Genomic DNA, 24,969 nt, shown 5'->3' with positions numbered 1-24,969 from the left:
TTTTGACCATTGTGGTACTATGCGTCCACTTTTGTAACACAAGCAGGATGCAACATTTGTCATGTTGGAAGTGAAACAGCTTTGCTGTGTTCGTGATGACCGAGTGTTGTTTGATGCGCTGACATTCTCTCTGTCTCCCGGTGATCTTGTTCAAATAGAAGGCCCAAATGGAGCAGGCAAAACCACGTTATTGCGAATTATCGCGGGTCTGGGACTTGCGGACAGTGGTGAGGTCTGTTGGCAGCAGCAGGCGATCACCCAACAACGCGACGCCTTTTATCGCGATCTTCTATTTTTAGGCCACACCACAGGGGTTAAGCGCGAGCTCACTGCCTTCGAAAACCTGGCCTACTACATGCAGATGCACGGTCGCACTGATCATGATGCGATCTGGCAAGCGCTCGCTAAAGTGGGATTAGCCGGGCGTGAAGATATTCCCGCCGGGCAGCTTTCAGCTGGACAAAACCGGCGTGTTGCGCTCGCGCGACTCTGGCTAAGCGACCGCCGATTGTGGATTCTCGATGAGCCGCTGACTGCGATTGATAAACAAGGGGTCAAAGTGCTTGAAGCTGTGTTTGAGCGGCATGTGCAACAAGGCGGAATGGTGCTATTTACTACTCACCAGGACATGTTTGTGGGTCATCCGCTATTGCGTCGGATTCGATTGGGGGCGCAATGATCAAAGCGATGTGGTTGATTATTCGCCGAGAGCTGAAAGTGGCGTTTCGCCAGCCGGCAGATAGCCTGAATCCGTTGTGGTTCTTTATCATTGTGATCACCTTGTTTCCCCTCGGTGTCGGGCCTGGGCCTCAGCTATTGCAGACCATCGCGCCGGGTATTATTTGGGTCGCGGCATTACTCTCTGCGCTGCTGTCCTTGGAGCGATTGTTTCGAGATGATTACCTGGACGGATCGCTTGAGCAAATGATGCTGATGCCCGTTCCCTTACCCTTACTCGTGATTGCTAAGGTGATCGCACACTGGTTACTGACTGGTTTGCCTTTATTATTAGTCAGCCCTGTGTTGGCATTGCTGCTGTCACTCGATGCTATCCAGTATCAAGCGGTGGTAATGACTCTGTTGTTGGGTACCCCAACATTGAGTTTTGTCGGTGCGATCGGGGTTGCTCTGACGGTAGGGCTACGTAAGGGAGGCGTTCTTCTGAGCTTGCTGATCCTCCCGCTTTATATCCCTGTACTGATTTTTGCTACCTCAGCCATTGATATGGCGGGGTTCGGTGCAGACATCAATGGACAGCTGGCGATCCTTGGCGCCATGTTGGTTGGGTCGGTTACTTTGGCCCCCTTTGCTATCGCCGCCGCCTTGCGTGTGAGCGTGAACTAATTATTAATCAGGAAGTAGAGCAATTGTCATGTGGAAGTGGCTTCACCCTTACGCAAAGCCGGAAGTGAGCTACCGGCTGTGTGGAAAACTCCTCCCTTGGTTTGCTGTGTTGGCAGGCTTGAGTTTGGTTACGGGCATGGTTTGGGGCTTAGCCTTCGCGCCGGCCGATTACCAACAAGGCGATAGTTTTCGCATTATCTATATTCATGTTCCCGCTGCCATTTGGTCGATGGGTGCGTATATGTCGATGGCGATCGCGGCGTTTGTTGGCCGTGTTTGGCAGCTAAAAATGGCCGATTGGGCCGTGGGAGCGATCGCGCCGGTCGGCGCGGTGTTTACCTTTATTGCCCTAGTGACCGGTGCGATTTGGGGGAAGCCCATGTGGGGCGCTTGGTGGGTATGGGATGCTCGCCTTACCTCAGAGTTGATCTTATTGTTCCTCTACATCGGTGTTATGGCCTTATATAACGCCTTTGACGATGCGCGCACTGCCTCGCAAGCCGCTGGGATTTTGGCGATGGTGGGCGTGATTAACCTGCCTATCATCCACTTTTCTGTAGAGTGGTGGAACACCTTGCATCAAGGCGCCACCATCACCAAATTTGCCCGCCCTTCAATCGACCCTGGCATGCTTTGGCCTCTACTGATGTGCTTACTCGGCTTTGCCTGCTTTTTTGTCACCCTGACCTTGATGGGACTACGAAATCAAATTCTCTTAAGAGAGTCACATCGGCCTTGGGTACGCGCTTTGGTGGAGGGGGAATAATGCATTTTGAGAGTTTTAATGCGTTTTTAGCGATGGGAGGCTATGCCGCCTATGTATGGAGCGCATTCGGTATCACCGCGGCGGCCATGTTGGCACTCATCGTTGGTTACCGGCGTACACATAAAAAACGCCTGCAAGCGGTCAAACAACAAATCGCACGTGAGCAGCGAATAAAAGATGCACAAGCACTGGAGAACACATTATGACGCCTCGACGCAAGAAACGGTTGTGGATCACTTTAGCGTTGCTAATTGGTGTCTCGACCACTATCGGCCTGGTTTTGTATGCCTTAAACCAAAATATGGATCTGTTCTACACTCCGACTGAAATCGTGCAAGGTAAGCCCGATGGAAGCAAGCCGGAAGTCGGCCAGCGCCTGCGCATTGGCGGCATGGTGGTGGAAGGCTCGGTGAAACGCGATCAAGAGTCTTTGCTTATTCAGTTTGATGTCGCCGATGTTGGCCCAGCGGTCACCGTGACCTATGAGGGCATTTTGCCGGACCTTTTTCGGGAGGGACAAGGTATTGTGGCTCAGGGGGTATTAGTTGACTCACGCACGGTAAAAGCAAGCGAGGTGTTGGCGAAGCACGATGAAGAATACATGCCGCCTGAGATAGCAGAGGCGATGGAAAAGAGCCATCAGCCGCTTGAATACACAGAAGAGCAAAAACAAGGTAGTCAGTTATGATTGTTGAGCTCGGGCATTACGCGTTGATCCTTGCATTGGGACTGGCGCTGTTACTCAGTTTTTATCCGCTTTATGGTGCCAATCAGGGCCATGAAGGGATGATGAAAATGGCGCGTCCTCTCTCTTTGGGGATGTTTGCTATGTTGCTGTTTTCTTTTATCGCCTTGAGTTGGGCGTTTTATACCAACGACTTTACTGTCGCGTATGTCGCCAGTAATTCCAACAGTGCACTGCCTTGGTACTACCGCTTAACCGCGGTTTGGGGCGCACATGAGGGGTCACTCCTCCTGTGGGTGCTTATTCAAGCACTTTGGACCGTCGCGGTGGCGGTATTCAGCCGCGGCATGCCGTTATCGTCAGTCGCGCGTGTGCTCGCCGTGATGGGAATGATATCGGTCGGTTTCTTATTGTTTATCATCCTGACTTCCAACCCGTTTGATCGTACCCTGCCTTACTTCCCTGTTGACGGCCGTGACTTGAACCCATTGTTACAAGATCCAGGGCTCATTGTTCATCCACCTATTCTGTATATGGGATATGTGGGTTTCTCGGTTGCGTTTGCTTTCGCCATTGGTTCATTGCTCGCGGGACGCTTAGATACCGCGTGGGCGCGTTGGTCGCGTCCTTGGACAACGGCGGCATGGCTTTTCTTAACCTTAGGCATTGCACTCGGATCTTGGTGGGCTTATTACGAGCTTGGCTGGGGCGGCTGGTGGTTTTGGGACCCGGTCGAAAACGCCTCATTTATGCCTTGGTTGGCAGGTACCGCATTGATGCACTCGTTAGCAGTGACAGAAAAGCGTGGCACCTTTAAAGCGTGGACCGTGTTACTTGCTATTTCTGCTTTTTCACTCAGTTTGTTAGGCACATTCTTGGTGCGCTCTGGGGTGTTGGTATCGGTGCACTCTTTTGCTTCTGATCCAGCGCGAGGCCTGTTTATTCTTGGCTTTCTTGTGGTGGTGATTGGTGGCTCACTGTTGCTCTATGCATTGCGTGCCTCCGAGATCAAAGGGCGTACCAAAGTGTCGCTCATTTCACGTGAGAACGCCTTGTTGGTTAACAATACCTTGTTGATGACCGCGCTTGTGATTGTGCTGATTGGTACCTTATTGCCGCTCGTGCATAAGCAGTTAGGCCTTGGCTCAGTATCGATTGGCGAGCCTTTCTTCAACTTTTTGTTTGCTTGGCTGATGCTGCCATTTGCCTTTTTCCTCGGGATTGGGCCATTGATTCGCTGGAAGCGTGACAAGCTGTCAACCTTAGCCAAACCGATGATTATCAGCGGTATTGCTGCTGTCATTTTAGGTGTTGGTGCCATCGCGACCTTAGCCGATAGCTTTAAGGCGATGGCGGCAATGGGCGTGACCATGGCGCTGTGGATCACTTTTCTACATGGCTATGAGCTTCATTTACGTGCCACCCACCGTCATCCATTTAGCGTGGGAATAAAAAAACTGGGACGCAGCCACTGGGCGATGGTGTTGGGCCATATCGGTTTAGCCATCACCATTATTGGGGTGGCAATGGTCGAGAACTATGACATTGAGCGCGACGTTAAAATGGCTCCAGGCAGCAGTGTTACTTTGCAAGGGTATACGTTTAACTTCACCGATTTGTCGGAAAAACAAGGCCCCAACTACCAAGGTTACGTGGCCTCATTTGATGTATACCGTGGTGACACCTTTATCAACCATTTGGATGCCGAAAAACGGTTCTATTCAGTGCAGCGCTCGATGATGACTGAGGCGACCATTGATCGTGGCTTAACGCGTGACCTATACATCGCCATGGGTGAAGAGTTGCCTGATGGCTCATGGGCAATGCGACTTTATTACAAACCCTTTGTGCGTTGGATTTGGTTTGGTGCCATTGTCATGGCGCTGGGTGGTGCCTTGGCGATCAGCGATAAGCGCTATCGGTTCCGTCGCACGCTGTCTTCTAAGCAGGAGGCAAAGGCATGAAGAAGCTATTCTGGTTTCTGCCGTTGTTGGCATTTGTCGCGTTGGCAGGTTTTTTTGTTGCCCAGCTCGATAAGAATGCTAAAGGCGACGATCCTACCAAGCTAGAGTCAGTATTAGTGGGCAAGCCCGTGCCCGCTTTTCACCTTGAGGATCTACAAACCCCGAGCAAGGAATACGATCAAGCCATTTTCACGGGCGAGCCCTTACTGCTTAATGTATGGGCCACCTGGTGTCCGACCTGTTATGCCGAGCACCAGTTTTTGAATAAATTGGCGGCGCAAGGCGTAAAGATCATTGGGCTTAATTACAAAGATGATCGGCAAAAAGCAATCAAATGGCTGAGCAACCTGGGTAACCCCTATCAAATCAGCTTATACGATGGTGATGGGATGCTAGGGCTGGATCTTGGTGTCTATGGTGCGCCGGAAACCTTTTTGATTGATGCCAACGGCGTGATTCAGTACCGACACGTGGGTGATGTGAATGCACGTAATTGGGAGGAGACCCTCAAGCCAAAATTTGATGCATTGAAGGGGGCTGACAAATGAAACGACTGATCCTGCTTGGCGCGTTGTGGCTGAGTGTAAGCTTGGCATTTGCCAACGCGATTGACGTGTATAAGTTCGACTCGGCGGAGCAAGAAGCTCGATTTCGTGCCCTGACCAGTGAGCTGCGTTGCCCTAAGTGTCAGAATAATAGTATTGCAGACTCCAACGCCGAATTGGCGCAAGACTTGCGTCAAAAAGTGCACCAAATGCTGCAGCAAGGGCGCACGGATGAAGAAATTCGCAGCTTTATGATTGCGCGTTACGGCAATTTTGTGACGTACAATCCGCCCGTCACCGCATCAACCCTGATTTTGTGGCTTGCGCCCGCGCTGGTACTGGTGTCCGGTATGGTGGTGATGATAATGCGCAGCCGACGTGCCAAGCAGACCGTCAATCACGCGTTGAGCGATGAGGAGGAGCAACGACTCAATGCGCTGTTGTCATCGACAGAAGGCACCGATGATTCACCCGTAAGCACCTCAGCCACAAACATGGATACATCAGCGGATCAACCGGCGTCATCTGAGCATGCGTCAACCCAGCAAAATAAGGAGCCAAAATGATTGAATTTTGGGGCGCGACCTTGGTGTTTTTTGTCCTTGGCGCGGTGATGTTTTTGTGGCCCCTTTGGCAAAAAAGTGAACACGATCATCAGGGTAGCCGTGATGCATTGAACAAAGCGTTTTACTATGACCGTGTTGAAGAAATTCAAGCAGAAAGCGCTGAAGGCTTAATCGATAATGAAAAGGATCTGACGCGCGACCTTCAACAGTCTCTGTTAGACGATATCCCAGAAAAAGAGAAAGCCAAACAAGCCCGTCACTTGCGACTGACACCGATGCAGTGGGTGCCAGGTTTAATCGTGCTAGCGGTGGTGAGCTTCGGTTTATATGGTATTGAGGGCAGTGCCAACCAAGTGGCGCAGTGGCAACAAACCGCCCAGCAGTTGCCGTCGTTATCTAAGCGCCTGCTTAACAATGAACAGCCGCTGACGCAACAAGAGATGCAAGACTTAACCTTGGCGTTGCGCACGCGCTTGCAACACGAGCCAAGCGATAGCACTGGGTGGCTGTTGCTTGGCCGTATTGGTCTTGCTAATCGAGACGGTGAAACGGCTAAGGGGGCAATGGAAAAAGCCTATGCCTTGGCACCTTCACAACCTGATATTCAAGTCGGGCTAGCGCAAGCCTTGTTGTTTGCAGGTGATGAAGCAGACAGTGCGCGGGCGCAGAATTTGTTGAAATCTGTGGTGAAAGACAACCCCTTTAATCTGCAGGCGATGTCTTTGCTCGCCTACCAAGCGTTCGAGCAAGAACGATATCAAGATGCGATCGCTACATGGAAGGCGATGAAAACCTTGATAGGCAGTGACGACCCGCGTAACCAGACGTTAGATCAGTCGATCGCACGAGCAAAGTTGGCTCTCAATAGCGCGGACGGTGCCAAAGTCGATATTACGGTGACACTGGGCAGCCAAGTGCAGTTACCTAACGAGGGGGTGGTGATCATTTCTGCTCACGCGTCGGCCGATTCATCGATGCCGATTGCAGCCAAGCGCCTGCCTTTATCTAAGTTTCCCTTGTCTGTGGACTTGGCAGACACTGACAGCCTGAATCCCAACCAAGCGTTATCCTCGCAAGATAAGGTGGTGATTAAGGCGCGAATTGACCGAGATGGTAACGTCGCAACGAAAGAAGGTGACTGGGTTGGACAAAGTGCGGTGGTAAGTCTAGGCAGCCACACAGAACTGGTTATCGACAAACAACAATAACCAAGCCAGAATAGTCATCATTGTTAGCAAGGCTGGGCATCCCCAGCCTTTCATTGTGTAGAGGAATGCCATTTGATGTGGAAACGTCTGTGTTTGATGGCGGCGGTACTCGGCCTATTAACCGGTTGTGTATCACGTCCGCCAGGTGCAGAGCCGCACCCTGAAGACCCGTTAGAGGGCTTTAACCGTGCGATGTGGACGGTCAACTACGATTATTTGGATCCCTATGTGGCACGCCCTGTCTCGATTGCGTATGTCGATTATGTACCGAGCCCCGTGCGCACTGGGATTTCTAACTTTTTGGGCAACCTTGAAGAGCCAGCCAGCTTTTTGAATAGTTTAATCATGCTGGAAGGCGAGAAAGCCGCGACCCATTTTAACCGCTTTTGGATAAATACCTTGTTTGGCTTGGGTGGCTTGATTGATATTGCGTCCGCCGCTGATATTCAAAAGTATGACCAGCGCGAATTCGGTGATGCGATCGGACACTATGATGTGGGTACGGGCGCGTATATTATGCTGCCCGGTTATGGCCCCACCTCGGTACGAGAAGGCGCGGGCGAAGTCGTTGATGGTTTGTATCCGCCGCTGGCGTTACTCACCCTGCCGCAGTCGGTTTTAAAATGGATGTTTGATGGGATGGAGTCGCGCGCTGCGTTAGTGTCTCAGGAGTCGCAATTAGATAACTCACCGGACCCTTACGCGTTTGCCCGTGAGGCTTACCTGCAAAACCGCCGCTATCGCGCCAAAGGCGATGAGGCATTGGAGCAACAACCTGCCTTGGATGATGAGTTTCTCGATGATTTTATCGATGATATTGATGCCGCACCGTAAATCAGCGTAAGCGAGTTAGGTAAAACACGATAAAAAAACACCACGGCTTAGGCCGTGGTGTTTTTGTTTGAAGACCTGAGCGTTTAGAAGCGGTAGCTGGCTTGTACGCCGACTAACCACACATTACCGGTGGTTTCGCCTTCAAAGTTACCACCAAACGCTGAGCCTGACTGGTCGGACTCAATACCATCACGCGGCTCTTTCACCGGGGCATCTTTGGCAAAGACATAGGTAAAGGCAGCATCCAGGGTGAGCTTAGGTGTTACGTCATAGCCGGCACCCACGCTTAACCAGGTACGGTCAGTCTCTGGGATGGTCAGGGTGCGGTTTTTATCGCTCACTGCCGAGGTATCGTAGGCAACGCCTGAGCGCAACGTCAGTTTCTGATCCCACTGATAAGTGGTGCCGATGGCAAAGCGATAGTTATCTTCCCAATTCTCTACTTTCACCATCTTTGGATCGCTAGAAAGGGAGGGGATGTCCGCCTCGAGTTTGTCAAAGCTGCTCCACTCGGTCCAGTTAATGCTGGTGTGTACCGCCCACTGCTCAGTCAGCTGATGCAACGAAGAGAACTCGGCGGTAGCGGGGAGGGTGAGATCCATACTGCCTGAATAGTGGTTGCTACTCAGATAATCTGCTCCAGCAAGTTGACCTTTTTGAATTGCTGCTAGGTTGTAAGTTAGACCTTCTGCATGCCCCTCAAGTGTCAGATCAACTTCGGAGCGATAGTTAACGCCGACCCGGTGCTTGTCATTGATGTCGTACACGGCACCCAATTGCCAACCCCAGGCACGATCATCGCCTTCCATATACTTCAGAGTGCTGTGCTCAGGAACAGGACTGCCGGCAAGTGGGCCTGCGTTTTTAGGTAGTTGAGCACCTTTACTACTTTTCGCCCCAATACTGCCTTCCCCCAACACATAGCGGATACCGGCGCCCAGGCGTAATTGCTCGGTGGCTTTCCAAGCGATATTAGGGTTGATTTCAAAGGTGGTCACTGCCGCTTCGTTACCAAACTGGGTACCGGTAAAATCGTCGCCTAAATCGGTTTCCATGCCAAAGTTGGTCGCGAGAGCGAGGCCAGCGGTAAAGCGATCGTCGATTTGATGGGAAAAATAGAAATTAGGGATCACGGCATCATGGGCAACATCATTGGTTGAGGTTTGACCGTGCTGAGAGTTTTCGCCATCAATATCAACGTTAGGGTTAACGTAGATGCCACCGGCTGATACTTGTGTATCGGCAAGGTAGCTTAGTAGCGCAGGGTTACGAAATTGCGCACTGGCGTTATCCGCCATTGCCGCTTCCCCTGCAAAGGCACGGCCCAGGCCGGTTGCTGAGGTTTCTGCGAGCTGGAAACCGGCACTGTGTGCGGTCGTAGAAAGAGAGCCGAGCGCGGTGGCGACGGCAAGATAAACGATCTTATTATTTTTCATCTGCTTACTTGTTCGCTGTATAAAGGGACGCCTAGAGTAAAAGCTCACGTGCGTAAATCAATTTATCGCTACTGAAAAGGGTAAAAACAAAATAATGAATCAACAAAACCCATATTATTAGTGTTTTTGTCTGTTGTGTTGGCGGGGATTTAATCGACGAAAGATGAACTCAGCGAACAGCTGTTACACATTGCTAGGCGAAAAGGGCATTGGTGAGAAAGGAAAAAATCACCGCATACGCCCTCTCTGCCTGTCGAGAGGGCGCACAATGCGTGGTTAGATCGCTCTGGGGGTGAGTTGTTGTTGCAGTTGCTCGGCAATGGGGGCAGCAGCGCTTTTTACCTCGCCGACCACAATCACGCTCGCCGATTGCACGGGTCGGCTGACGGCTTGCATTTTGCCGTCACTCTTCTGTGCGGGCGCCTGACTGGCTGATGGGACCACAAACACCGTATAGGCTTGCCCATCACTCTCCATCACCATGTGTAGGGCATGTTGCTCACCAAAACTACAATGGTTGATGTAAGTAATCTGGCCGGGGAGCGCATTAAAAGCTTTGCCAAACGGCTGCAGTTTGGCATTGACTTGCTCAATGGTCGCACCCTCGTTAATGCCTTCTATAAAGGCATGCTCGTGATAATAGTGTGCCAATGCTGTTTGATTAAGGTCGAGCGTCGCACTGCCCCAGTTAAACTGACCGAGTGCAATACCAAACACAAAAGCAATCGAGGCGGCAATGGCGAGATGCCAGCGAGGACGTTTGACTCGTTGCTCAGCATCGGTGGTTTGCGAAAACAAAATTTTATCGGCTAAGTCTTCCGGCACATCTACGCGAAGCGCCTGGTCAATTTTACTGTCCAACTCGGCGATATCATCCGCATAGCTTTGGTGACGTTCAGACTCTGCCTTGGCGGCTTGCAACTCAGGATCGGTATCATAAGGGTCTGCTAGTAGGCGGCGGCGAAATTCAAGATCGTCCATACTGTTGGCCTCCTGAGGTTGCGGCGGTATCCAGTGCTTCTTTAAGTTGAGCGCGAGCCCGAAAGAGGCGAGTCATCACTGTGTTTTTGTTCAAATCCAAGATTTGGGCAATTTCGTCGCCACTAAAACCAGCAAGCACCTGTAAGACCAAGGGCTCACGATATTCTGGTGACAAAGCGGCAATCTGCCGATGTAGCCAGCGTTGTTCCATAGACGCTTCTTCGCTGGGTCGCGTTTTGTCTTCCCATTCGCCATCGTCAATGTCCACATGGTCAAACTGCTTCCGTTCGAAGCGCCTCGCATTCTCTCGGCGCAAAATGGTGATTAGCCAGGCTTTGGCTGCCTTGTCATCTTGCAAGCTGTCTAACGAGCGCCAAGCACGTAAGCAAGTTTCTTGCACCAAGTCTTCCGCGATATGCGGATCTTTTGCTAACCAATAGGCATAGCGGTAGAGATCACGATGCCATGCGCGCACCAATGCCTCGTATCGTGCTTGTCGGGTCATGCCGGTTGAGCCTTTATCCATGGATTAGTCAGTCTATAAAGACCGCGTGATTTGTCATTTTATTTCATCTTAGGTGAAAAATCGGTACAAGTTTGATCTGTTTCAATATTAGGACGCCGTAAGTCGGTAAAGTGACACCTGTCGTTATCGGCCATGTGTCGACACTCGTGAGGTTGAGTGAACGGCGTTTCCTTTTTGAATGATATGACTTTCTGTTCGGATCTGGGTGCGGGAAAAGCACTGCACACTTCCCAGATTATCGTTTTGCTTTCCAATATGTTGGGGCCTGCGCTAGCGCATGGCCCTTTTTTTTATTGTGTTTTTTCTTCCTTATTTGCTGGCAACCAACCGTAGTGGTTACCCTAGGATGGATCTGTGCGCCTGTTGGCAATCTTACCAATCAATTAAAACGGATGTTTTAAGCTGGTAACATTTTGGTTACACTTGTGGTCAGACCTGTAGAACATCCTAAGGAGCAGTGATGACGTCTCAGCAACACCTTAAAACCAGCAATGGTGATCGCATTGCTATTGTGTCTGGGCTACGTACACCCTTTGCCCGCCAGTCGACCGCTTATACTGATGTGCCAGCGGTCGATCTCGGCAAAATGGTCGTGCAAGAGATGCTCAACCGAAGCAGTATTTCCCCGAAAGATATCGATCAAGTGGTGTTTGGGCAGGTGGTGCAAATGCCTGAAGCGCCGAACATTGCTCGCGAAATCGTGCTGGGCACTGGTATGGATATTCACACTGATGCCTACAGTGTCACCCGCGCCTGTGCGACCAGTTTTCAAGCGGTTGCGAATGTGGCAGAGAGCATGGTCGCCGGCAATATTCAGGTGGGGATTGCTGGTGGTGCGGACTCATCCTCTGTGCTGCCTATCGGCGTTAGCAAAAAACTGGCGCGGACATTATTAGATTTGAGCAAAGCGAAAACCATGAGTAAGCGGTTAAAGCTGCTCAGTAAGCTGTCAGTAAAAGATCTGGCACCGGTTCCGCCTGCGGTGGCTGAGTATTCAACAGGCCTGAGTATGGGGCAAACGGCAGAGCAAATGGCAAAGTCGCATCAGATCCCACGGGAAGAGCAAGATGCTCTTGCGCTTCGCTCGCATCAACTCGCCAGCAAAGCTTGGGATGAAGGCTTGCTGAGTGACGAAGTGATGACAGCCTATCCCGAACCTTACAAAACATGGATTGCACAAGATAATAACTTGCGTCCTGACTCCACGCTGGAAGACTACGCCAAACTACGGCCTGCGTTTGATCGCAAGCATGGCTCGGTCACGGCGGCGAATAGCACGCCGCTCACCGATGGTGCGGCAGCGGTATTGATGATGCCAGAAAGCCGTGCAAAAGCATTGGGTCTAGAAGTGCTCGGTTACATCCGTTCGTATGCATTTTCCGCCATCGGGGTGGAAAAAGACATGCTGATGGGCCCTTCTTATGCGACGCCCATTGCGCTTGATCGTGCGGGGATTTCTCTTGCGGATTTAACCTTGATTGATATGCACGAGGCGTTCGCCGCCCAGACCTTATCTAATGTCAAAATGTTTGCTTCTGACGCATTTGCCCGCGAGCATTTAAATCGTGACCGCGCGATTGGTGACATCGATATGGATAAATTCAACGTGTTAGGGGGCTCAATCGCCTACGGCCATCCATTTGCTGCGACAGGCGCGCGGATGATCACCCAAACCTTACGTGAATTAAAACGTCGTGGCGGCGGATTAGCATTGAACACAGCCTGTGCAGCAGGCGGCCTTGGCGCAGCAATGATCTTGGAGGCAGAATAATGACCACAGAAACCCATCAAGCCTTTCATTTAACGGTTGCTGATAACCAAATAGCCTGGCTGACCATTGATGTGCCAGGCGAGAGCATGAATACGCTGCAGGCAAGTTTTGTTGAGGGCGTTTCCGCAGTATTAGACCAACTTGAAAACGATAAAAGCGTGAAAGGGCTAGTGATTCATTCTGGTAAGCCCGATAACTTTGTTGCTGGCGCGGATGTGCGCATGCTTGAAGCCTGCGATAGCGCTGAACAAGCACGTGATATTGCCGCTCAGGGGCAGACTCTGTTTTCACGCATTGAAAAATTGCCATTTCACGTGGTGGCGGCGATCCATGGTCCTTGTTTAGGTGGTGGGCTTGAGCTCGCGCTGGCCTGTCATAGCCGTGTGGCCACAGATTGGGATAAAACGCGCCTTGGCCTGCCAGAAGTACAACTAGGTTTGTTGCCAGGGTCGGGCGGTACACAGCGACTACCCCGTCTTATCGGTGTGCCTGACGCACTTGATATGATGCTAACGGGCAAACAGTTACGCGCCAAAAAAGCCAAAAAACTCGGTGTGATTGATGATTGCGTGCCGGATACCGTTTTGCTCGATGTGGCTGAGCAGCTCGCGCAGAAATCGAAACCCAAACGTAGCCGCAGCTGGCAAAGCTGGATGCTAAGTGGCAATGCAGTTGGGCGTAATATCGTTTTTGATCAAGCGGGCAAAAAAGCGCGAGCAAAAACCCGTGGCAATTACCCCGCCGCTGATGCCATTTTATCTGTGGTGAAAAAGGGCCTCGATAAAGGCTTGAAAGCCGGATTTGAGGAAGAAGCACGCCAGTTTGGTGAGCTGGTGATGACCTCAGAGTCTAAAGCACTTCGTAGTATTTTCTTCGCGACCACGGCGATGAAAAAAGAAAACGGTGCCGATGCAGAGCCCAGCGATATCAGTCGTATTGGTGTACTTGGCGGTGGCTTGATGGGGGCCGGGATTGCGCATGTCTCGGTCGCTAAGGCCGGCTACCCCGTACGAGTAAAAGATGTGAGCGAAGATGGCATTTTGAATGCCCTGCGTTATAGCTACAAATTGCTAGACAAAAAACGCAAGCGCAAACAGCTTAGCAAGGCAGAGCTTCAAGCCACCATGATGCAGCTATCGGGTGATACACAGGCGACAACCCTATCGAACTCGGATGTGGTGATCGAAGCGGTATTTGAAGACTTATCGCTTAAGCACCGCATGGTGGAAGAGATGGAATCCATCACCGAGAAGAACGCTATTTTTGCTACTAACACCTCGTCATTACCTATCCACCAAATCGCTGAAGGCAGCCAGCGTCCAGAAAACATTGTTGGCTTGCACTACTTTAGCCCGGTAGAAAAAATGCCGCTGGTGGAGGTGATCCCCCATAAAAACACCAGTGATCAGACGATTTCTACTGTGGTTAAACTGGCACGCCAGCAAGGTAAAACGCCCATTGTGGTCGGTGATAGTGCGGGCTTTTACGTCAACCGGATCCTTGCTCCTTATATGAATGAGGCCGCGCGGGTGTTGTTGGCAGGAGAGAGCATTGAGCATATCGATACCGCGCTATTGGACTTTGGTTTCCCGGTCGGGCCAATTACCTTGCTTGATGAGGTAGGCATTGATATTGGCGCTAAGATAGCGCCTATCCTGACGCAAGAGCTGGGTGAGCGTTTTGAAGCGCCAGATGTCTTCGATGTGCTGCTGAATGATGATCGAAAAGGCCGTAAAACAGGCAAAGGTTTTTATCGCTACGATGCCAGCAAGAAAGGCAGCAAGGCCAAGCAGGTGGATAAGAAGGTCTATAGCTTGCTGAATATCACGCTAAACGCCAAGCTGTCTGGCCATGAAGTCGCGCAACGTTGTACGTTAATGATGCTCAATGAAGCGGCACGTTGCCTGGATGAGGGCGTGATTCGTTCCGCGCGAGACGGTGATATCGGGGCGATTTTTGGTATTGGCTTCCCGCCATTCTTGGGCGGACCTTTCCGCTATATGGACCATATTGGCATCGACCGTGTTGTCAACTTACTCAACGAGCATCAAAATCGTTATGGTGAGCGATTTGCTCCTTGTGAACGCTTAACCGTGATGGCCAAAGAAGGGCAGTTGTTTTACCCCGAAAGCTAACCGTTAGGTTAGCCAGTCAATGAGCGAAAGGGCAGCCAGTGGCTGCCCTTTCTATTGATTGGGTGATTAGTCCTCACTACGCTGACACAGGGCGCGGAAGGCAGCGATATCCGCAATCGGATAGGCACCGTCTAAGTGTGCATCTTGTTGATGTTCAGTCCCGCAACTGTGCATGACTAACCTATCTGCGGTTCTTGGTTTGAGGGTATTGACCACAAATCGCACCATGTCAGCACGAGTAAGCGTTGCCATCGCCTCTGCAACCTGCTCGCGACGTTGGTATTGATAATCTTTATTGCCAATACTGATCCAGTAGCGCTGGGCCCGGGAGCGGAGGTTATTGTCTGGCTCTCTCACTTGTGCCAATAAGCTTTGTTTACTGCTTTGCCAGCGTGCCTCCGTCATTTCCAACAGCACCATGAAAAAAGCATTGAGAAAGTCGTCAACCGCTGCCATTAACTGGTTAGGACCTGCCATGGGGGACTGCACATAAAAAATCAGTCCAGGGTGGCGGTTTAGCGGTAAGTTATTGGCACCAACCATATAGCCTAACTGCTGTTTGGTACGCAATTCGTTGAAAAAAGTCGCCGACATTAGGTGGTTGGCCAACGTATAGGTTGCCACAGCTTGAGGATCGGTCGAGGGGCTTTGGTAATAGACTAAAAGCGCTGATTCAGCATGCGCAAGGGGGCGCTCAAAACTGACGGTGCCGACGTCCTCAAGCAAGGTCAACGGACGTACAGATTCCTGATACGCTTGTCCTTTCACGCGTAAACTGTCTTTGACTGTTTCTGCCAAGGTCTTGGCATGATGGCGATGCCAATTACCGTATACAAACATATCGACATGCAAGGTGGCGAGCATAGCATCGACAAAGTGAGGTAAGTCACTCAGGGTCACCGTCTCTAATGCCGCTAAAAGGGCGTGGTACGGTGGGTTATTAGGCTGAAGTAGCCCTGTCATGCTGTTATACAGTTGGCTCAGTGGCTTGTTCTTCTCTGCGTTTTCCCAGCTGCGTTGAAGCTGCGCTTTTATCGTCTCGAAGCGCTCAGGATTGAAACTGCGCTGAGAGAAGGTTTTTAAAATGAGCTCGAGCAACAGGGGCTGCTTGTCATTGAAGCCACTGAGTGTCAGCGTGACCCCACCTTGGTGCGCGTATAAATTGTAATTTATTCCCGCAATTTCAGCTTGGTACGCTTGCTCATTCAGGGCTTCGAGTAACATTTCGACACTTAATCGAGTCATTACAATGTTTTTTACCGTCGCCACGGCATGTGGGCTATCGATGGCGATATAAATGTGGCCTTTAGGCACGCGAAAGTGTGGTTCTTGGCCATGCCAGAGGCGAAAACCAGGCAGCTCTTCAATTAAGCTTGGTCCCTCACTGGCGTCTTGCTCGATAGCCAGTGGGTGCAGGGCATCAGCAATGTAAGGGTTGGGGTCGGGCAGTGTCAGTGCTGGAGAAATGTAATCGGTTTTCCATTTGGCAATTTGTTGCGCAGAAAAACGTTTGACCGCATAAGGCGTGTGATACCAATCGGCGCATTGATCGTAACTTTGACCCTTGGCAACCAGCATCACGCGAAGATTATCGACGCTCATATGCTGTAGCATGGCTTGGATCTGGTGGCGATCAAACCCTGTCATCATGTAGTCGCCATAGAGAAGATCGGTTGGCGCATAATGCTGCATGTTCATTACCAAATGGCTAACGGTATCAATAGGGCGGTGTGGGTCTTGGTAATGAAATGCCAGCTCTTGGACTTGCCGTTTTTCTTGATACCGCCAAGGCTGTAATCCATCGCGCCGAATGAGGGCGATGGCTTGAAAAACATAGGTAATAATATCGTCGATATGGCTAAGCCCTAATGGCGTCAGCGAAAAGCCGAGGGTAAACTCTCGAAAATCTCGTCCGCTGATACCACCACCCGCGGACAAGGTGTTGATATAGCCCTTGTTTTTTAATAGTGACATTAAACTCCCTGGCCCCTCATAACCCAGTAGGTGGGCAATGTAAGACAAAGGCTTAGTGCGGTATTGCTCGGGGCTTTCAGGGACAGAAAACGCCAAGGTGAGTTTTCTTACCTCTTTTAAAGGCTCGATATTTACCCATTGATGTTGTTCATTTTGGGTCACCAATGGCGCTTCAATGGTTAGCTCTGGGTAGTTATGATTGGCAATGGCGGAAAAATACTGTTTCGCCAAACGTTCAAGCTCATCCAATGGCTGTGGCCCAGTCAATGCCAGTGTCATGAGGTTGGCGCTGTAGTTAGCTTGGTAAAAGGCGATGAGATCATCACGCACATTGGTGTCATCGCGGTCTGCGAGTGTTTCGACACTGCCCACGGAAAACTTGGCAAACGGATGGTTAGGATTGATGGTTTCTTTATGAACTTGATAGATACGTCGCACGTCGTCATTAAGCTTCATGCGATACTCGGCGTCGACCGATTGGCGTTCTTTATCCACGGCATCGGCATCGAAACGTGGTGAAATGAAAAATGCGCTGAAGCGATCTAAGCTTGCCGCGAACTGTCTGGGGCGAATATCGAAAAAGAAGGTCGTGTGTTCTGTGCCTGTCCACGCATTATTGTGGCCACCATGCTGACTAATAAAGCGCTGAAAGTCACCGATGATCGGGTACGGCTCAGTCCCCAAAAAAAGCATATGCTCAAGAAAGTGCGCCAGCCCTTGTCGCTCGTCTGGGTCGTGGAAGTGACCGACATTCACCGACAATGCCGCGGCACTGCGGTGCGCATGTGGATCATTCACCAATAAGACACGTAATGCATTAGGAAGCGTGATATAACGGTAGTGTTTATGGTCGTTAGGGCTAACGTGCACAAGCATCTCACTATCAGAGTTAATAAGTTAGTAGTAAGTATGACTACCAGTGACCAGAGTCGCAAACCACTTATTTGGTCTTTTGCGGTTCATCTTGATAGCATGCAGCCAATCTTGGCATATGAATGTGGGTATTAAGGCGATGAAATTAATCATAATGCGTCATGGCGAAGCGCAAGCATTTGCGGCCAGTGATAGCGACCGCGCGCTAACTGCCAATGGTGAACAACAAAGTAAACAGATGGCGACGTGGCTGAACCAGCAATTAGATGGGAAAATGATTGATAAAGTGTTGGTGAGTCCTTACTTACGCGCACAACAAACATGGCAAGTCTGTGCGCCTTTATTGCCCGACGTGGGAGAGGTGATCACTGAAGAAGAGATCACCCCTTTTGGGCAAAGCGACCGTGTCTATGATTATTTGAATGCGATGATTGAGGTAGAAAAGCCCAGTGTTGTTTTGGTGGTATCACACCTGCCGTTAGTCGGCTATCTCACCAATGAGTGGGTACAAGAAGGGCAGCCACCGATGTTTGCCACGTCAGCCATGGCCATGATTGACGTAGACGTCACCACCCAAAAGGCATCGCTTAGTGCGCATATGTCGCCACGACAGCTTTAATTAGCGAGTGAAAAAGGTGCTTGAGCTAAGTATTACTTTTAGCGCTCGGGCACTTCTATCAGCACCAGTAATGCGCCATCCCCACCAAATTCTCTTGGCGCTTGATGAAATGCCATTACGTTAGGGTGTTGTGCTAACCACAGGGGGATTTTGTCTTTAAGTACCCGTTTACCAATCCCGTGCATCACACTGGCGCAACGAATGCCGTCTTTCACACAGGCCGCGAGCATCGCCCCCAGCTCTCGCTTCGCTTCTGTTTGTGTCATCCCGTGTAAATCGAGATAGATATCGGGCACATACACACCACGACGAAGCCGCTTGACCTCGTATTTAGAGACATCCTGGCGGGCGTACTGCATTGGGCCTGATTCACTGAGCAGCGGCTCGAACTCATCGGAAAAGTAAAACGCATGATCGCTACTCTGTCGCTCAAACTGACGTTGTTTGCGCGTTTTGGTCGTCTGGCGTTGTGGTGGGTTTATGGTATCCTGCTCCAACTTTTTTGCGCCTTTGACGGCATCACGGAATAGCGCCAAGTCCTCTTCCGTCATCGATGGTTTTTTGCTCATAAAAACTGTCCCCGAGGTGATGACCTGAATTGTACATTCAGCCAGCTCAAAATGCTGCTTATTGTACTGACCTCGCGTCAAAGGGCGACCCCCAATTGCATGAAGCCGATGGAGGCCAATGTGGATACGATTTTTACTGAAGAGGTGGTCAGCGAGTTACATACGCTGCAAGACATGCTGCGCTGGACCGTCAGCCGTTTCAATGCGGCAGGCTTGTTTTATGGCCACGGCACCGACAACGCGTGGGATGAGGCGGTACAGTTGGTGTTACCGACACTCTACTTGCCGATTGATGTTCCCTCAGAAACGCGCTTTTCGCGTCTGACCACCAGTGAAAAGCATCGTATTGTTGAGCGTGTCATTGCACGTATCAATGATAAAACACCGGTTGCCTATCTGACCAACAAAGCGTATTTCTGTGGCTTAGAGTTTTTTGTTGACGAGCGCGTGCTCGTTCCTCGTTCACCGATTGGTGAGCTTATCCAGCAAGAATTCGCTGGTATCTTGCCGCATCCTCCTCGCCGGATTATGGATTTATGCACGGGCAGTGGTTGTATTGCCATCGCTTGTGCCTATGCGTTTCCAGAGGCAGAGATCGATGCGGTGGATATTTCCACCGATGCGCTGGATGTGGCTGAAATCAATATTCAGGATCATGGCTTGGAAGAGCAAGTGATCCCGATGCGATCGGATCTGCTAAAAGATGTCCCGCACGATAAATACGACTTAATTGTGAGCAATCCGCCGTACGTTGACGCGGAGGATATGGACGACTTACCGGATGAGTTTCGTCATGAACCTGAGCTGGGGCTTGCCGCAGGCACGGATGGTTTAAAGTTAGTGCGTCGTATGCTTGCTAATGCTCCCGATTACCTCACAGAAGAAGGTGTTTTAGTCTGTGAAGTTGGCAACTCTATCGTGCACATGCAAGAGCAATACGGTCATTTGCCTTTGCAGTGGATTGAGTTCGAAAACGGCGGTCATGGTGTGTTTATGATCAGCCGCCAAGATCTCGTTGCGTGTGCTGATGAATTTGCGCTTTATCGCGACTAGCGGTAAGACGTCTTTTCGACACAAAGCCAGCCTCGAGCTGGCTTTTTTATTCTCTATCACTGATAAGTGCATGCCTCATGCGCCTGGATTTTTTTTGCGTCTTTGGTTGCTTTATGGTTAATTGCTAACAAAGTACGCAAAAATACAACAATGCCCATCAGGCAAGTAGAGGAAGGCATGGCAGGCAACACGATAGGACAGATATTTCGCGTCACGACCTTTGGAGAAAGCCACGGCGTTGCGTTAGGGGCGATTATTGACGGCTGCCCACCAGGATTGGCGCTGACGGAAGCGGACATGCAGCATGATTTAGACCGGCGCCGTCCCGGCACGTCTAAATACACCACTCAGCGCCGTGAACCTGATGCGGTGAAAATCCTTTCTGGGGTGTTTGAAGGCCAAACCACGGGGACATCGATTGGCTTAATGATCGAAAACACCGATCAGCGCTCCAAAGATTACTCCAAAATCAAAGATGTGTTTCGCCCAGGTCACGCAGACTACACCTATCACCATAAATATGGCATCCGCGATTACCGCGGGGGCGGCCGCTCGTCAGCGCGTGAAACGGCGATGCGCGTGGCTGCAGGCGCGGTGGCTAAAAAATACCTGGCGCAAGTGCACGGCATTCAAGTGCGTGCTTACTTGGCGCAAATGGGAGAAGTGACTATCGATACGGTGGATTGGGAACAAGTTGAGCAAAATCCCTTTTTCTGCCCAGATGTGAATAAGATCGATGAACTAGACGCACTTATTCGTCAACTCAAAAAAGACGGAGATTCGATTGGCGCCAAACTGACCGTTGTCGCTGACAATCTGCCAGTGGGCCTTGGTGAGCCGGTATTTGACCGTTTAGACGCTGACATTGCTCATGCGTTGATGGGAATTAACGCGGTGAAAGGGGTCGAAATTGGAGATGGCTTTGATGTGGTGAATCAGCGTGGCAGTGAGCATCGTGATGAAATTCATCCTGACGGCTTTGCCTCAAACCATGCCGGTGGCATTCTTGGTGGGATCTCATCAGGCCAGCCACTAGTGGCACATTTAGCGCTCAAACCCACCTCCAGCATTACCGTGCCTGGCAAGAGTATTGATGTTCACGGTGAATCCGCGGATGTGGTGACACGTGGTCGTCATGACCCGTGTGTAGGGATCCGTGCAGTGCCAATTGCCGAAGCGATGGTGGCGATTGTGTTGATGGACCACTTGCTGCGTCATCGCGGCCAAATGGGCGAAAATCCCGGCACTTAACAGTGCGCGCCTCTCACGCGACAGACAAAAACCGCACTACGTTGTGCGGTTTTTTTATCAGTGTAGAGAGGAAGGGGCTTCAAAGCGGAAAACCGGTAACGACCAGCTAAAGCGAACAGCCGCCATTCGGAACCCAAACCCAATCACTAAACTGGCGACGGTCGCAATCAGTTCACCGACATCGAGTCGAATCAAACTAAAATAGAGCGCACCGGTTACAAAGGCGACCAAGGCATACAGCTCTTTATGCAATACCATGGGCGATTGGCGACATATTAGATCGCGTAGTAGTCCGCCAAAAACACCGGTGATCAGCGAAGACACCATACAAATTAAGGGCGGTAACCCCATATCCATTGCCACACGGCAACCGATAATACTAAAAGCGGCAAGGCCCAGTGCATCCAAGGTGATAAACAGTTTATAATTGCGGGCAACCCAACTGGCAATCCATGGCGTGATTAAGCCAGCTAGGCAGGTGATCACGAGAAAGTGCGGGTTAGCAACCCAAGTCAGAGGGTAGTGGCCAAAAAGAATATCGCGGACGGTTCCGCCGCCGATAGCGGTGGCACTGGCGACAAACATCACCCCAAACCAGTCCATGTGTTTTCGCCCGGCACAGAGCGCACCTGTCATGGCTTCCGCAGTAATGCCTATGACATAAAGCGTCAATAACAACATACAACCCGACACCTTACATTGGGATTAGAAATTGACGCGCATTGTAGTGGCCTTATTTGTCTTGCACAATCAAATTTGTAGTAAAAAATGAATTAAAAAGAATGTGTATATTGAAAGGCTTAGCCGAAGTGTGTGCGGCTTTTTATCGCTCAGTGTCTCTTTTTGTTTTTTATTGATATTTAATCTTATTAAAGTGCAGTATGACCCACGATTATCACGACTTGATCCGACTTTTTAACCAATCCTTTCTTGCCTCTTTCAATACTGAGCTGTTGCTTGGCGGGGATGAGCCGATTTATCTACCTGCGGATGCTTCCTGCCCTCATCACCGCGTGATCTTTGCGCGGGGCTTTTTTGCCTCTGCATTGCATGAAATTGCACACTGGACTATTGCCGGTGAGCAGCGCCGTCAATGGGAAGATTATGGTTATTGGTATCATCCAGACGGTCGTGACGCTGATACGCAAGCCGCCTTTGAGGCCGTAGAAGTGAAGCCACAAGCGATTGAGTGGATTCTCTCTGCAAGCTGTGGGTTTCGCTTTCAAGTAAGCTGCGACAACTTAAGTGGGGTGGAGCCCGATCGCCACGCGTTTACTGATAAAGTCCGCCAGCAAGTGATCGCCTATATCTCTGACACTGAAGGAAGCCCAGCTTTACCCGTGCGCGCCAAGCAGTTTTCTGATACCTTGCGAGACTTTTATGGTGTTGCACCGTTGACGCCAGATACCTTTACGTTGCCAAGCCAAGGTTAAAAAGATGAGAGTTCAAGACTACGAAGCACGCATTTTAGCGTTAATCGATGAGATGGTAGAAACCGCCTCAGACGATGAATTGTTTGCCAGTGGCTATTTACGTGGCCACGTTTCTTTAGCGGCAGCGGACTGTGAGTTGGAAGGCGTTGATGAGGTATCAGCATTGAAAGCGCGCGTCGATGCCAGTCTCAATGACAATGCCAGTGAGCTGTCACCCGGCGATCAACGTCTCGTCGGGGCGCTGTGGGATTTATTGCAACAGCAAGTGGAAAAAGACGTGTAACTCGCTGTTTTAAAATGGGGCACTAAGAGGTATTGCATACGATACCTCTTGGCAAAAGGAAAGCCATCGCCTTGACGATGGCTTTTTTGTTGACCTTGTTCGAGGGCTGCTACAGTGCTTTGCCTTTTAGCAGCTTACGGACCCACATCCGCCCTGGATGCAGCGTGTCCAGAACCAACTGAGGTAAAGGCAAAGGCTCGTCACACAGCTGCGCAGCTAGCACTTCTGCCGCCAATGGGGCGGAGGTGAGGCCGCGAGAGCCGAGCCCCAGTAAGCAAAATAACCCTGGATAAACGGGAACGGAATTCGCTCTTTCTTTGTCTTTTTGCAAGGTTTGGTAGGCGGAAACCAAGGCGTCGTAATCACACACGTTGCCCACAAAAGGTAAATGGTCGCGACTGGCGCAGCGTACGCCCACACGTCCTTCTTTTGCAACCGGCACGTCACGCGCCCAGCCGGTATCAATACAACCGGTGAGACGCTGTTGGTTTTCGGTTTGGTCGTTAGCTTGGAAAGTGAGGTCGGCATTATTTCGACTGTAACTGGCCCCCAAGCAATGCTCTCCTGCTTGATTGACCGGCGTTAAATAGCCTTCAAAACACAGTACCGTATTGAGCTTACTGAGGTCGGTATTGGTAGGTACATGGCTGACTTGACCGCGCACCGGATAGACCGGAATAGGCTGTGTTTGGCTGAAGCTACCTGCTTGATGACCATTAGCGATCACCACATTTTGGTGACAAACATGACCAATGCTGGTATCGAGTGTCCAACCATTGTTCGATTGCGTCAGCGCATTCACAGGGCAATCAAAATGGGCACGCAGCTGCCCGCTGGCTATCGCCGCATCAATCACGCCCGCGGTAAATTGTTGCGGGCTTATCCAACCGCCAAGCGGATAAAACACGCCGGCGTGCCCGGTTTCTAACCCGACTTTCTCGCTCACGCCATCGGCATCTAACGGCGTGACCAATACCTCAGGGAAGGCACCACCGGCCATCTTAGCTAGCTTAGCGGCACTTTTGTCGTCGTAACCCAGCTGTGTTACCCCACACCAGTCGTGCTCAAAAGCGGTGCCTTGGGCGTTTTGTTGTTGAATAAATTGCCGTGAAAACAAAAATGCGGGGGCAAAAAACTGACTTAAGTTATCATTATTGCCATTTAAAAGCGGATAAATGGCGCCTTGATGGTTACCTGATGCGCCAGTAGCAGGGCGCGGGTCTTGGCAATAAAGCGTGACTTGCTTGCCTCGTTGAAGCAATGCAGTGATCAAGGCGGCACTGGCAATGCCACCGCCAATAATGGCGATGTCGTCCGCTGTTGAGGCGGGTATGCGCGCATACCAAGGTGAGTAGCTGGCATGGTCTTGGCGAACAGACAGTGCGCCTGCCAACATTTCTCGTTTGTGGCCAAAACCTTTCACCTTTTTCATTTCAAAGCCTGCCTCGATAAGGCCACGGCGCACGAAGCCGGCGGCGGTGAAGGTGGCGCAAGTACACTGCTCGCGTGCAAGTCTTGCCATACCGTTAAACAAATTTTGATTCCACATTTCTGGGTTTTTGCTTGGGGCAAAACCGTCCAGGAACCATGCATCAACAATTCCTTTCGGGCCTGTCGGTACCTGTGGTAACCAATCTTTAATATCACCAAACCACAAATCGAGTGTAATCTGACCTTGAGCCAAGACGATTCGTTGACAACCGGCTAACGGAACAGGGTAGTCAGCGCGTAGCTGTTCAGCGTAGTTCGCCAGCTCTGGCCAAGCTTGATGTGCACGGGCAAGATCCTCTACTGTCAGGGGGTACTTCTCAAAACTGATAAAGTGAAGCTGGGTGACAGGCGCGTCGGGATGGGCTTGACGGAATTGCTCGAAAGCCGCCCAAGTGGCGAGAAAGTTGAGCCCAGTGCCAAAGCCGGTTTCCGCAACCACAAATCGGGGCGATGTGGCGCGTTGCCAACGAGCGGGAAGTTGATTTTGTTCGATGAACACGTAGCGGGTTTCGGCCAAGCCGTCGTGATTGGAAAAATAGACGTCATCGAACTGATCCGCAACGGGCGTGCCCGTGTCATTCCAGCTGATTTTTGCGTGGTCGATCGAGGGAGTGCTCACAAATGCCTCTTACACAGGAAAGGAAAAAGGAAATTGTACTGGC

At 50.8% G+C, this 24,969-nt stretch carries 24 protein-coding genes; 17 read left to right on the top strand and 7 right to left on the bottom strand.

All coding sequences use genetic code 11. The annotated features are described in order from the left end of the window. Positions 1–61 precede the first annotated feature (61 nt). The 10 genes from ccmA to N8M53_RS09425 all read left to right on the top strand — a co-directional run bounded on the left by ccmA (position 62) and on the right by N8M53_RS09425 (position 7,912). Positions 62–679, top strand: a complete 618-nt coding sequence (gene ccmA / locus N8M53_RS09470) for a cytochrome c biogenesis heme-transporting ATPase CcmA (RefSeq protein WP_269578604.1) — start codon at positions 62–64, stop codon at positions 677–679. Continuing rightward, positions 676–1,344, top strand: a complete 669-nt coding sequence (gene ccmB / locus N8M53_RS09465) for a heme exporter protein CcmB (RefSeq protein WP_269578603.1) — start codon at positions 676–678, stop codon at positions 1,342–1,344. The genes ccmA and ccmB overlap by 4 nt, the downstream gene beginning before the upstream one ends. Before the next feature lie 28 nt (positions 1,345–1,372). Further along, positions 1,373–2,110 carry a heme ABC transporter permease gene (locus N8M53_RS09460; RefSeq protein WP_269578602.1) on the top strand — a complete coding sequence of 246 codons (738 nt, stop codon included), beginning with the start codon at positions 1,373–1,375 and terminating at the stop codon, positions 2,108–2,110. After that, entirely contained in the window at positions 2,110–2,316 is a 207-nt protein-coding gene (gene ccmD, locus N8M53_RS09455; RefSeq protein WP_269578601.1) for a heme exporter protein CcmD, read from the top strand. Before N8M53_RS09460 ends, ccmD begins: the two co-directional genes overlap by 1 nt. Beyond that, positions 2,313–2,798, top strand: a complete 486-nt coding sequence (ccmE, locus tag N8M53_RS09450) for a cytochrome c maturation protein CcmE (protein ID WP_269578600.1) — start codon at positions 2,313–2,315, stop codon at positions 2,796–2,798. Before ccmD ends, ccmE begins: the two co-directional genes overlap by 4 nt. Beyond that, a complete protein-coding gene (locus N8M53_RS09445) occupies positions 2,795–4,759 on the top strand; it encodes a heme lyase CcmF/NrfE family subunit (protein ID WP_269578599.1) in 1,965 nt (654 codons plus the stop codon). Before ccmE ends, N8M53_RS09445 begins: the two co-directional genes overlap by 4 nt. Then, a complete protein-coding gene (locus N8M53_RS09440) occupies positions 4,756–5,307 on the top strand; it encodes a DsbE family thiol:disulfide interchange protein (protein WP_269578598.1) in 552 nt (183 codons plus the stop codon). The genes N8M53_RS09445 and N8M53_RS09440 overlap by 4 nt, the downstream gene beginning before the upstream one ends. Continuing rightward, positions 5,304–5,870: a cytochrome c-type biogenesis protein gene (locus N8M53_RS09435; RefSeq protein ID WP_269578597.1), complete on the top strand. Its 567-nt coding sequence runs from the start codon at positions 5,304–5,306 to the stop codon at positions 5,868–5,870. Before N8M53_RS09440 ends, N8M53_RS09435 begins: the two co-directional genes overlap by 4 nt. Next, entirely contained in the window at positions 5,867–7,078 is a 1,212-nt protein-coding gene (gene ccmI / locus N8M53_RS09430; RefSeq protein ID WP_269578596.1) for a c-type cytochrome biogenesis protein CcmI, read from the top strand. Before N8M53_RS09435 ends, ccmI begins: the two co-directional genes overlap by 4 nt. A 75-nt stretch (positions 7,079–7,153) precedes the next feature. Beyond that, positions 7,154–7,912 carry a VacJ family lipoprotein gene (locus N8M53_RS09425; protein WP_420066582.1) on the top strand — a complete coding sequence of 253 codons (759 nt, stop codon included), beginning with the start codon at positions 7,154–7,156 and terminating at the stop codon, positions 7,910–7,912. Positions 7,913–7,995: 83 nt separating this feature from the next. On the opposite strand, the gene N8M53_RS09420 is transcribed toward N8M53_RS09425, so the two are convergent. From N8M53_RS09420 to N8M53_RS09410, 3 genes are all read right to left on the bottom strand, one after another. Next, positions 7,996–9,348, bottom strand: a complete 1,353-nt coding sequence (locus tag N8M53_RS09420) for an outer membrane protein transport protein (RefSeq protein WP_269578595.1) — start codon at positions 9,346–9,348, stop codon at positions 7,996–7,998. Between the two features lie 276 nt (positions 9,349–9,624). Beyond that, complete coding sequence (locus N8M53_RS09415; RefSeq protein ID WP_269578594.1) at positions 9,625–10,329, bottom strand: DUF3379 family protein; 705 nt, start codon at positions 10,327–10,329, stop codon at positions 9,625–9,627. Further along, positions 10,316–10,855: a sigma-70 family RNA polymerase sigma factor gene (locus N8M53_RS09410; RefSeq protein ID WP_269578593.1), complete on the bottom strand. Its 540-nt coding sequence runs from the start codon at positions 10,853–10,855 to the stop codon at positions 10,316–10,318. Before N8M53_RS09410 ends, N8M53_RS09415 begins: the two co-directional genes overlap by 14 nt. 460 nt (positions 10,856–11,315) lie before the next feature. On the opposite strand from N8M53_RS09410, the gene fadI reads away from it, so the two are divergent. Together fadI and fadJ are read left to right on the top strand one after the other, a co-directional pair. Continuing rightward, on the top strand, positions 11,316–12,626 hold the full coding sequence (gene fadI, locus N8M53_RS09405; protein WP_269578592.1) for an acetyl-CoA C-acyltransferase FadI: 1,311 nt from the start codon (positions 11,316–11,318) through the stop codon (positions 12,624–12,626). Then, positions 12,626–14,761, top strand: coding sequence for a fatty acid oxidation complex subunit alpha FadJ (gene fadJ, locus N8M53_RS09400; protein ID WP_269578591.1), 2,136 nt, complete (start codon positions 12,626–12,628; stop codon positions 14,759–14,761). Before fadI ends, fadJ begins: the two co-directional genes overlap by 1 nt. Before the next feature lie 66 nt (positions 14,762–14,827). Here the strand turns inward: fadJ and N8M53_RS09395 are convergent, their stop codons facing one another. After that, a complete protein-coding gene (locus N8M53_RS09395; protein WP_269578590.1) occupies positions 14,828–17,605 on the bottom strand; it encodes an insulinase family protein in 2,778 nt (925 codons plus the stop codon). A gap of 157 nt (positions 17,606–17,762) precedes the next feature. Here N8M53_RS09395 and sixA point away from each other — a divergent pair, with 157 nt between their 5' ends. Next, positions 17,763–18,227: a phosphohistidine phosphatase SixA gene (gene sixA, locus N8M53_RS09390; RefSeq protein WP_420066609.1), complete on the top strand. Its 465-nt coding sequence runs from the start codon at positions 17,763–17,765 to the stop codon at positions 18,225–18,227. 38 nt (positions 18,228–18,265) lie between these two features. Here the strand turns inward: sixA and smrB are convergent, their stop codons facing one another. Then, a complete protein-coding gene (smrB, locus tag N8M53_RS09385; RefSeq protein WP_269578588.1) occupies positions 18,266–18,796 on the bottom strand; it encodes an endonuclease SmrB in 531 nt (176 codons plus the stop codon). 120 nt (positions 18,797–18,916) lie between these two features. Here smrB and prmB point away from each other — a divergent pair, with 120 nt between their 5' ends. Together prmB and aroC are read left to right on the top strand one after the other, a co-directional pair. After that, positions 18,917–19,849: a 50S ribosomal protein L3 N(5)-glutamine methyltransferase gene (gene prmB / locus N8M53_RS09380; protein WP_269578587.1), complete on the top strand. Its 933-nt coding sequence runs from the start codon at positions 18,917–18,919 to the stop codon at positions 19,847–19,849. Positions 19,850–20,026: 177 nt separating this feature from the next. Continuing rightward, a complete protein-coding gene (gene aroC / locus N8M53_RS09375; protein WP_269578586.1) occupies positions 20,027–21,100 on the top strand; it encodes a chorismate synthase in 1,074 nt (357 codons plus the stop codon). A gap of 57 nt (positions 21,101–21,157) precedes the next feature. Here aroC and N8M53_RS09370 read toward each other — a convergent pair whose 3' ends face one another. Further along, positions 21,158–21,781, bottom strand: coding sequence for a trimeric intracellular cation channel family protein (locus N8M53_RS09370; protein WP_269578585.1), 624 nt, complete (start codon positions 21,779–21,781; stop codon positions 21,158–21,160). Positions 21,782–21,981: 200 nt separating this feature from the next. On the opposite strand from N8M53_RS09370, the gene N8M53_RS09365 reads away from it, so the two are divergent. Continuing rightward, the gene (locus tag N8M53_RS09365; RefSeq protein WP_269578584.1) at positions 21,982–22,533 is read left to right on the top strand and encodes an elongation factor P hydroxylase; all 552 of its coding nucleotides are present in this window, start codon (positions 21,982–21,984) and stop codon (positions 22,531–22,533) included. Positions 22,534–22,537: 4 nt separating this feature from the next. Continuing rightward, positions 22,538–22,816, top strand: coding sequence for a YfcL family protein (locus N8M53_RS09360; RefSeq protein ID WP_269578583.1), 279 nt, complete (start codon positions 22,538–22,540; stop codon positions 22,814–22,816). A 109-nt stretch (positions 22,817–22,925) separates the two neighbouring features. On the opposite strand, the gene mnmC is transcribed toward N8M53_RS09360, so the two are convergent. Further along, positions 22,926–24,926, bottom strand: a complete 2,001-nt coding sequence (gene mnmC, locus N8M53_RS09355; RefSeq protein ID WP_269578582.1) for a bifunctional tRNA (5-methylaminomethyl-2-thiouridine)(34)-methyltransferase MnmD/FAD-dependent 5-carboxymethylaminomethyl-2-thiouridine(34) oxidoreductase MnmC — start codon at positions 24,924–24,926, stop codon at positions 22,926–22,928. Positions 24,927–24,969: the final 43 nt, after the last annotated feature.

Origin of the sequence: Salinivibrio kushneri, assembly GCF_027286325.1 — a bacterium.
In the GTDB taxonomy this organism is placed as follows: domain Bacteria; phylum Pseudomonadota; class Gammaproteobacteria; order Enterobacterales; family Vibrionaceae; genus Salinivibrio; species Salinivibrio kushneri_A.
This window is presented reverse-complemented; position numbering and strand designations above follow the sequence as displayed.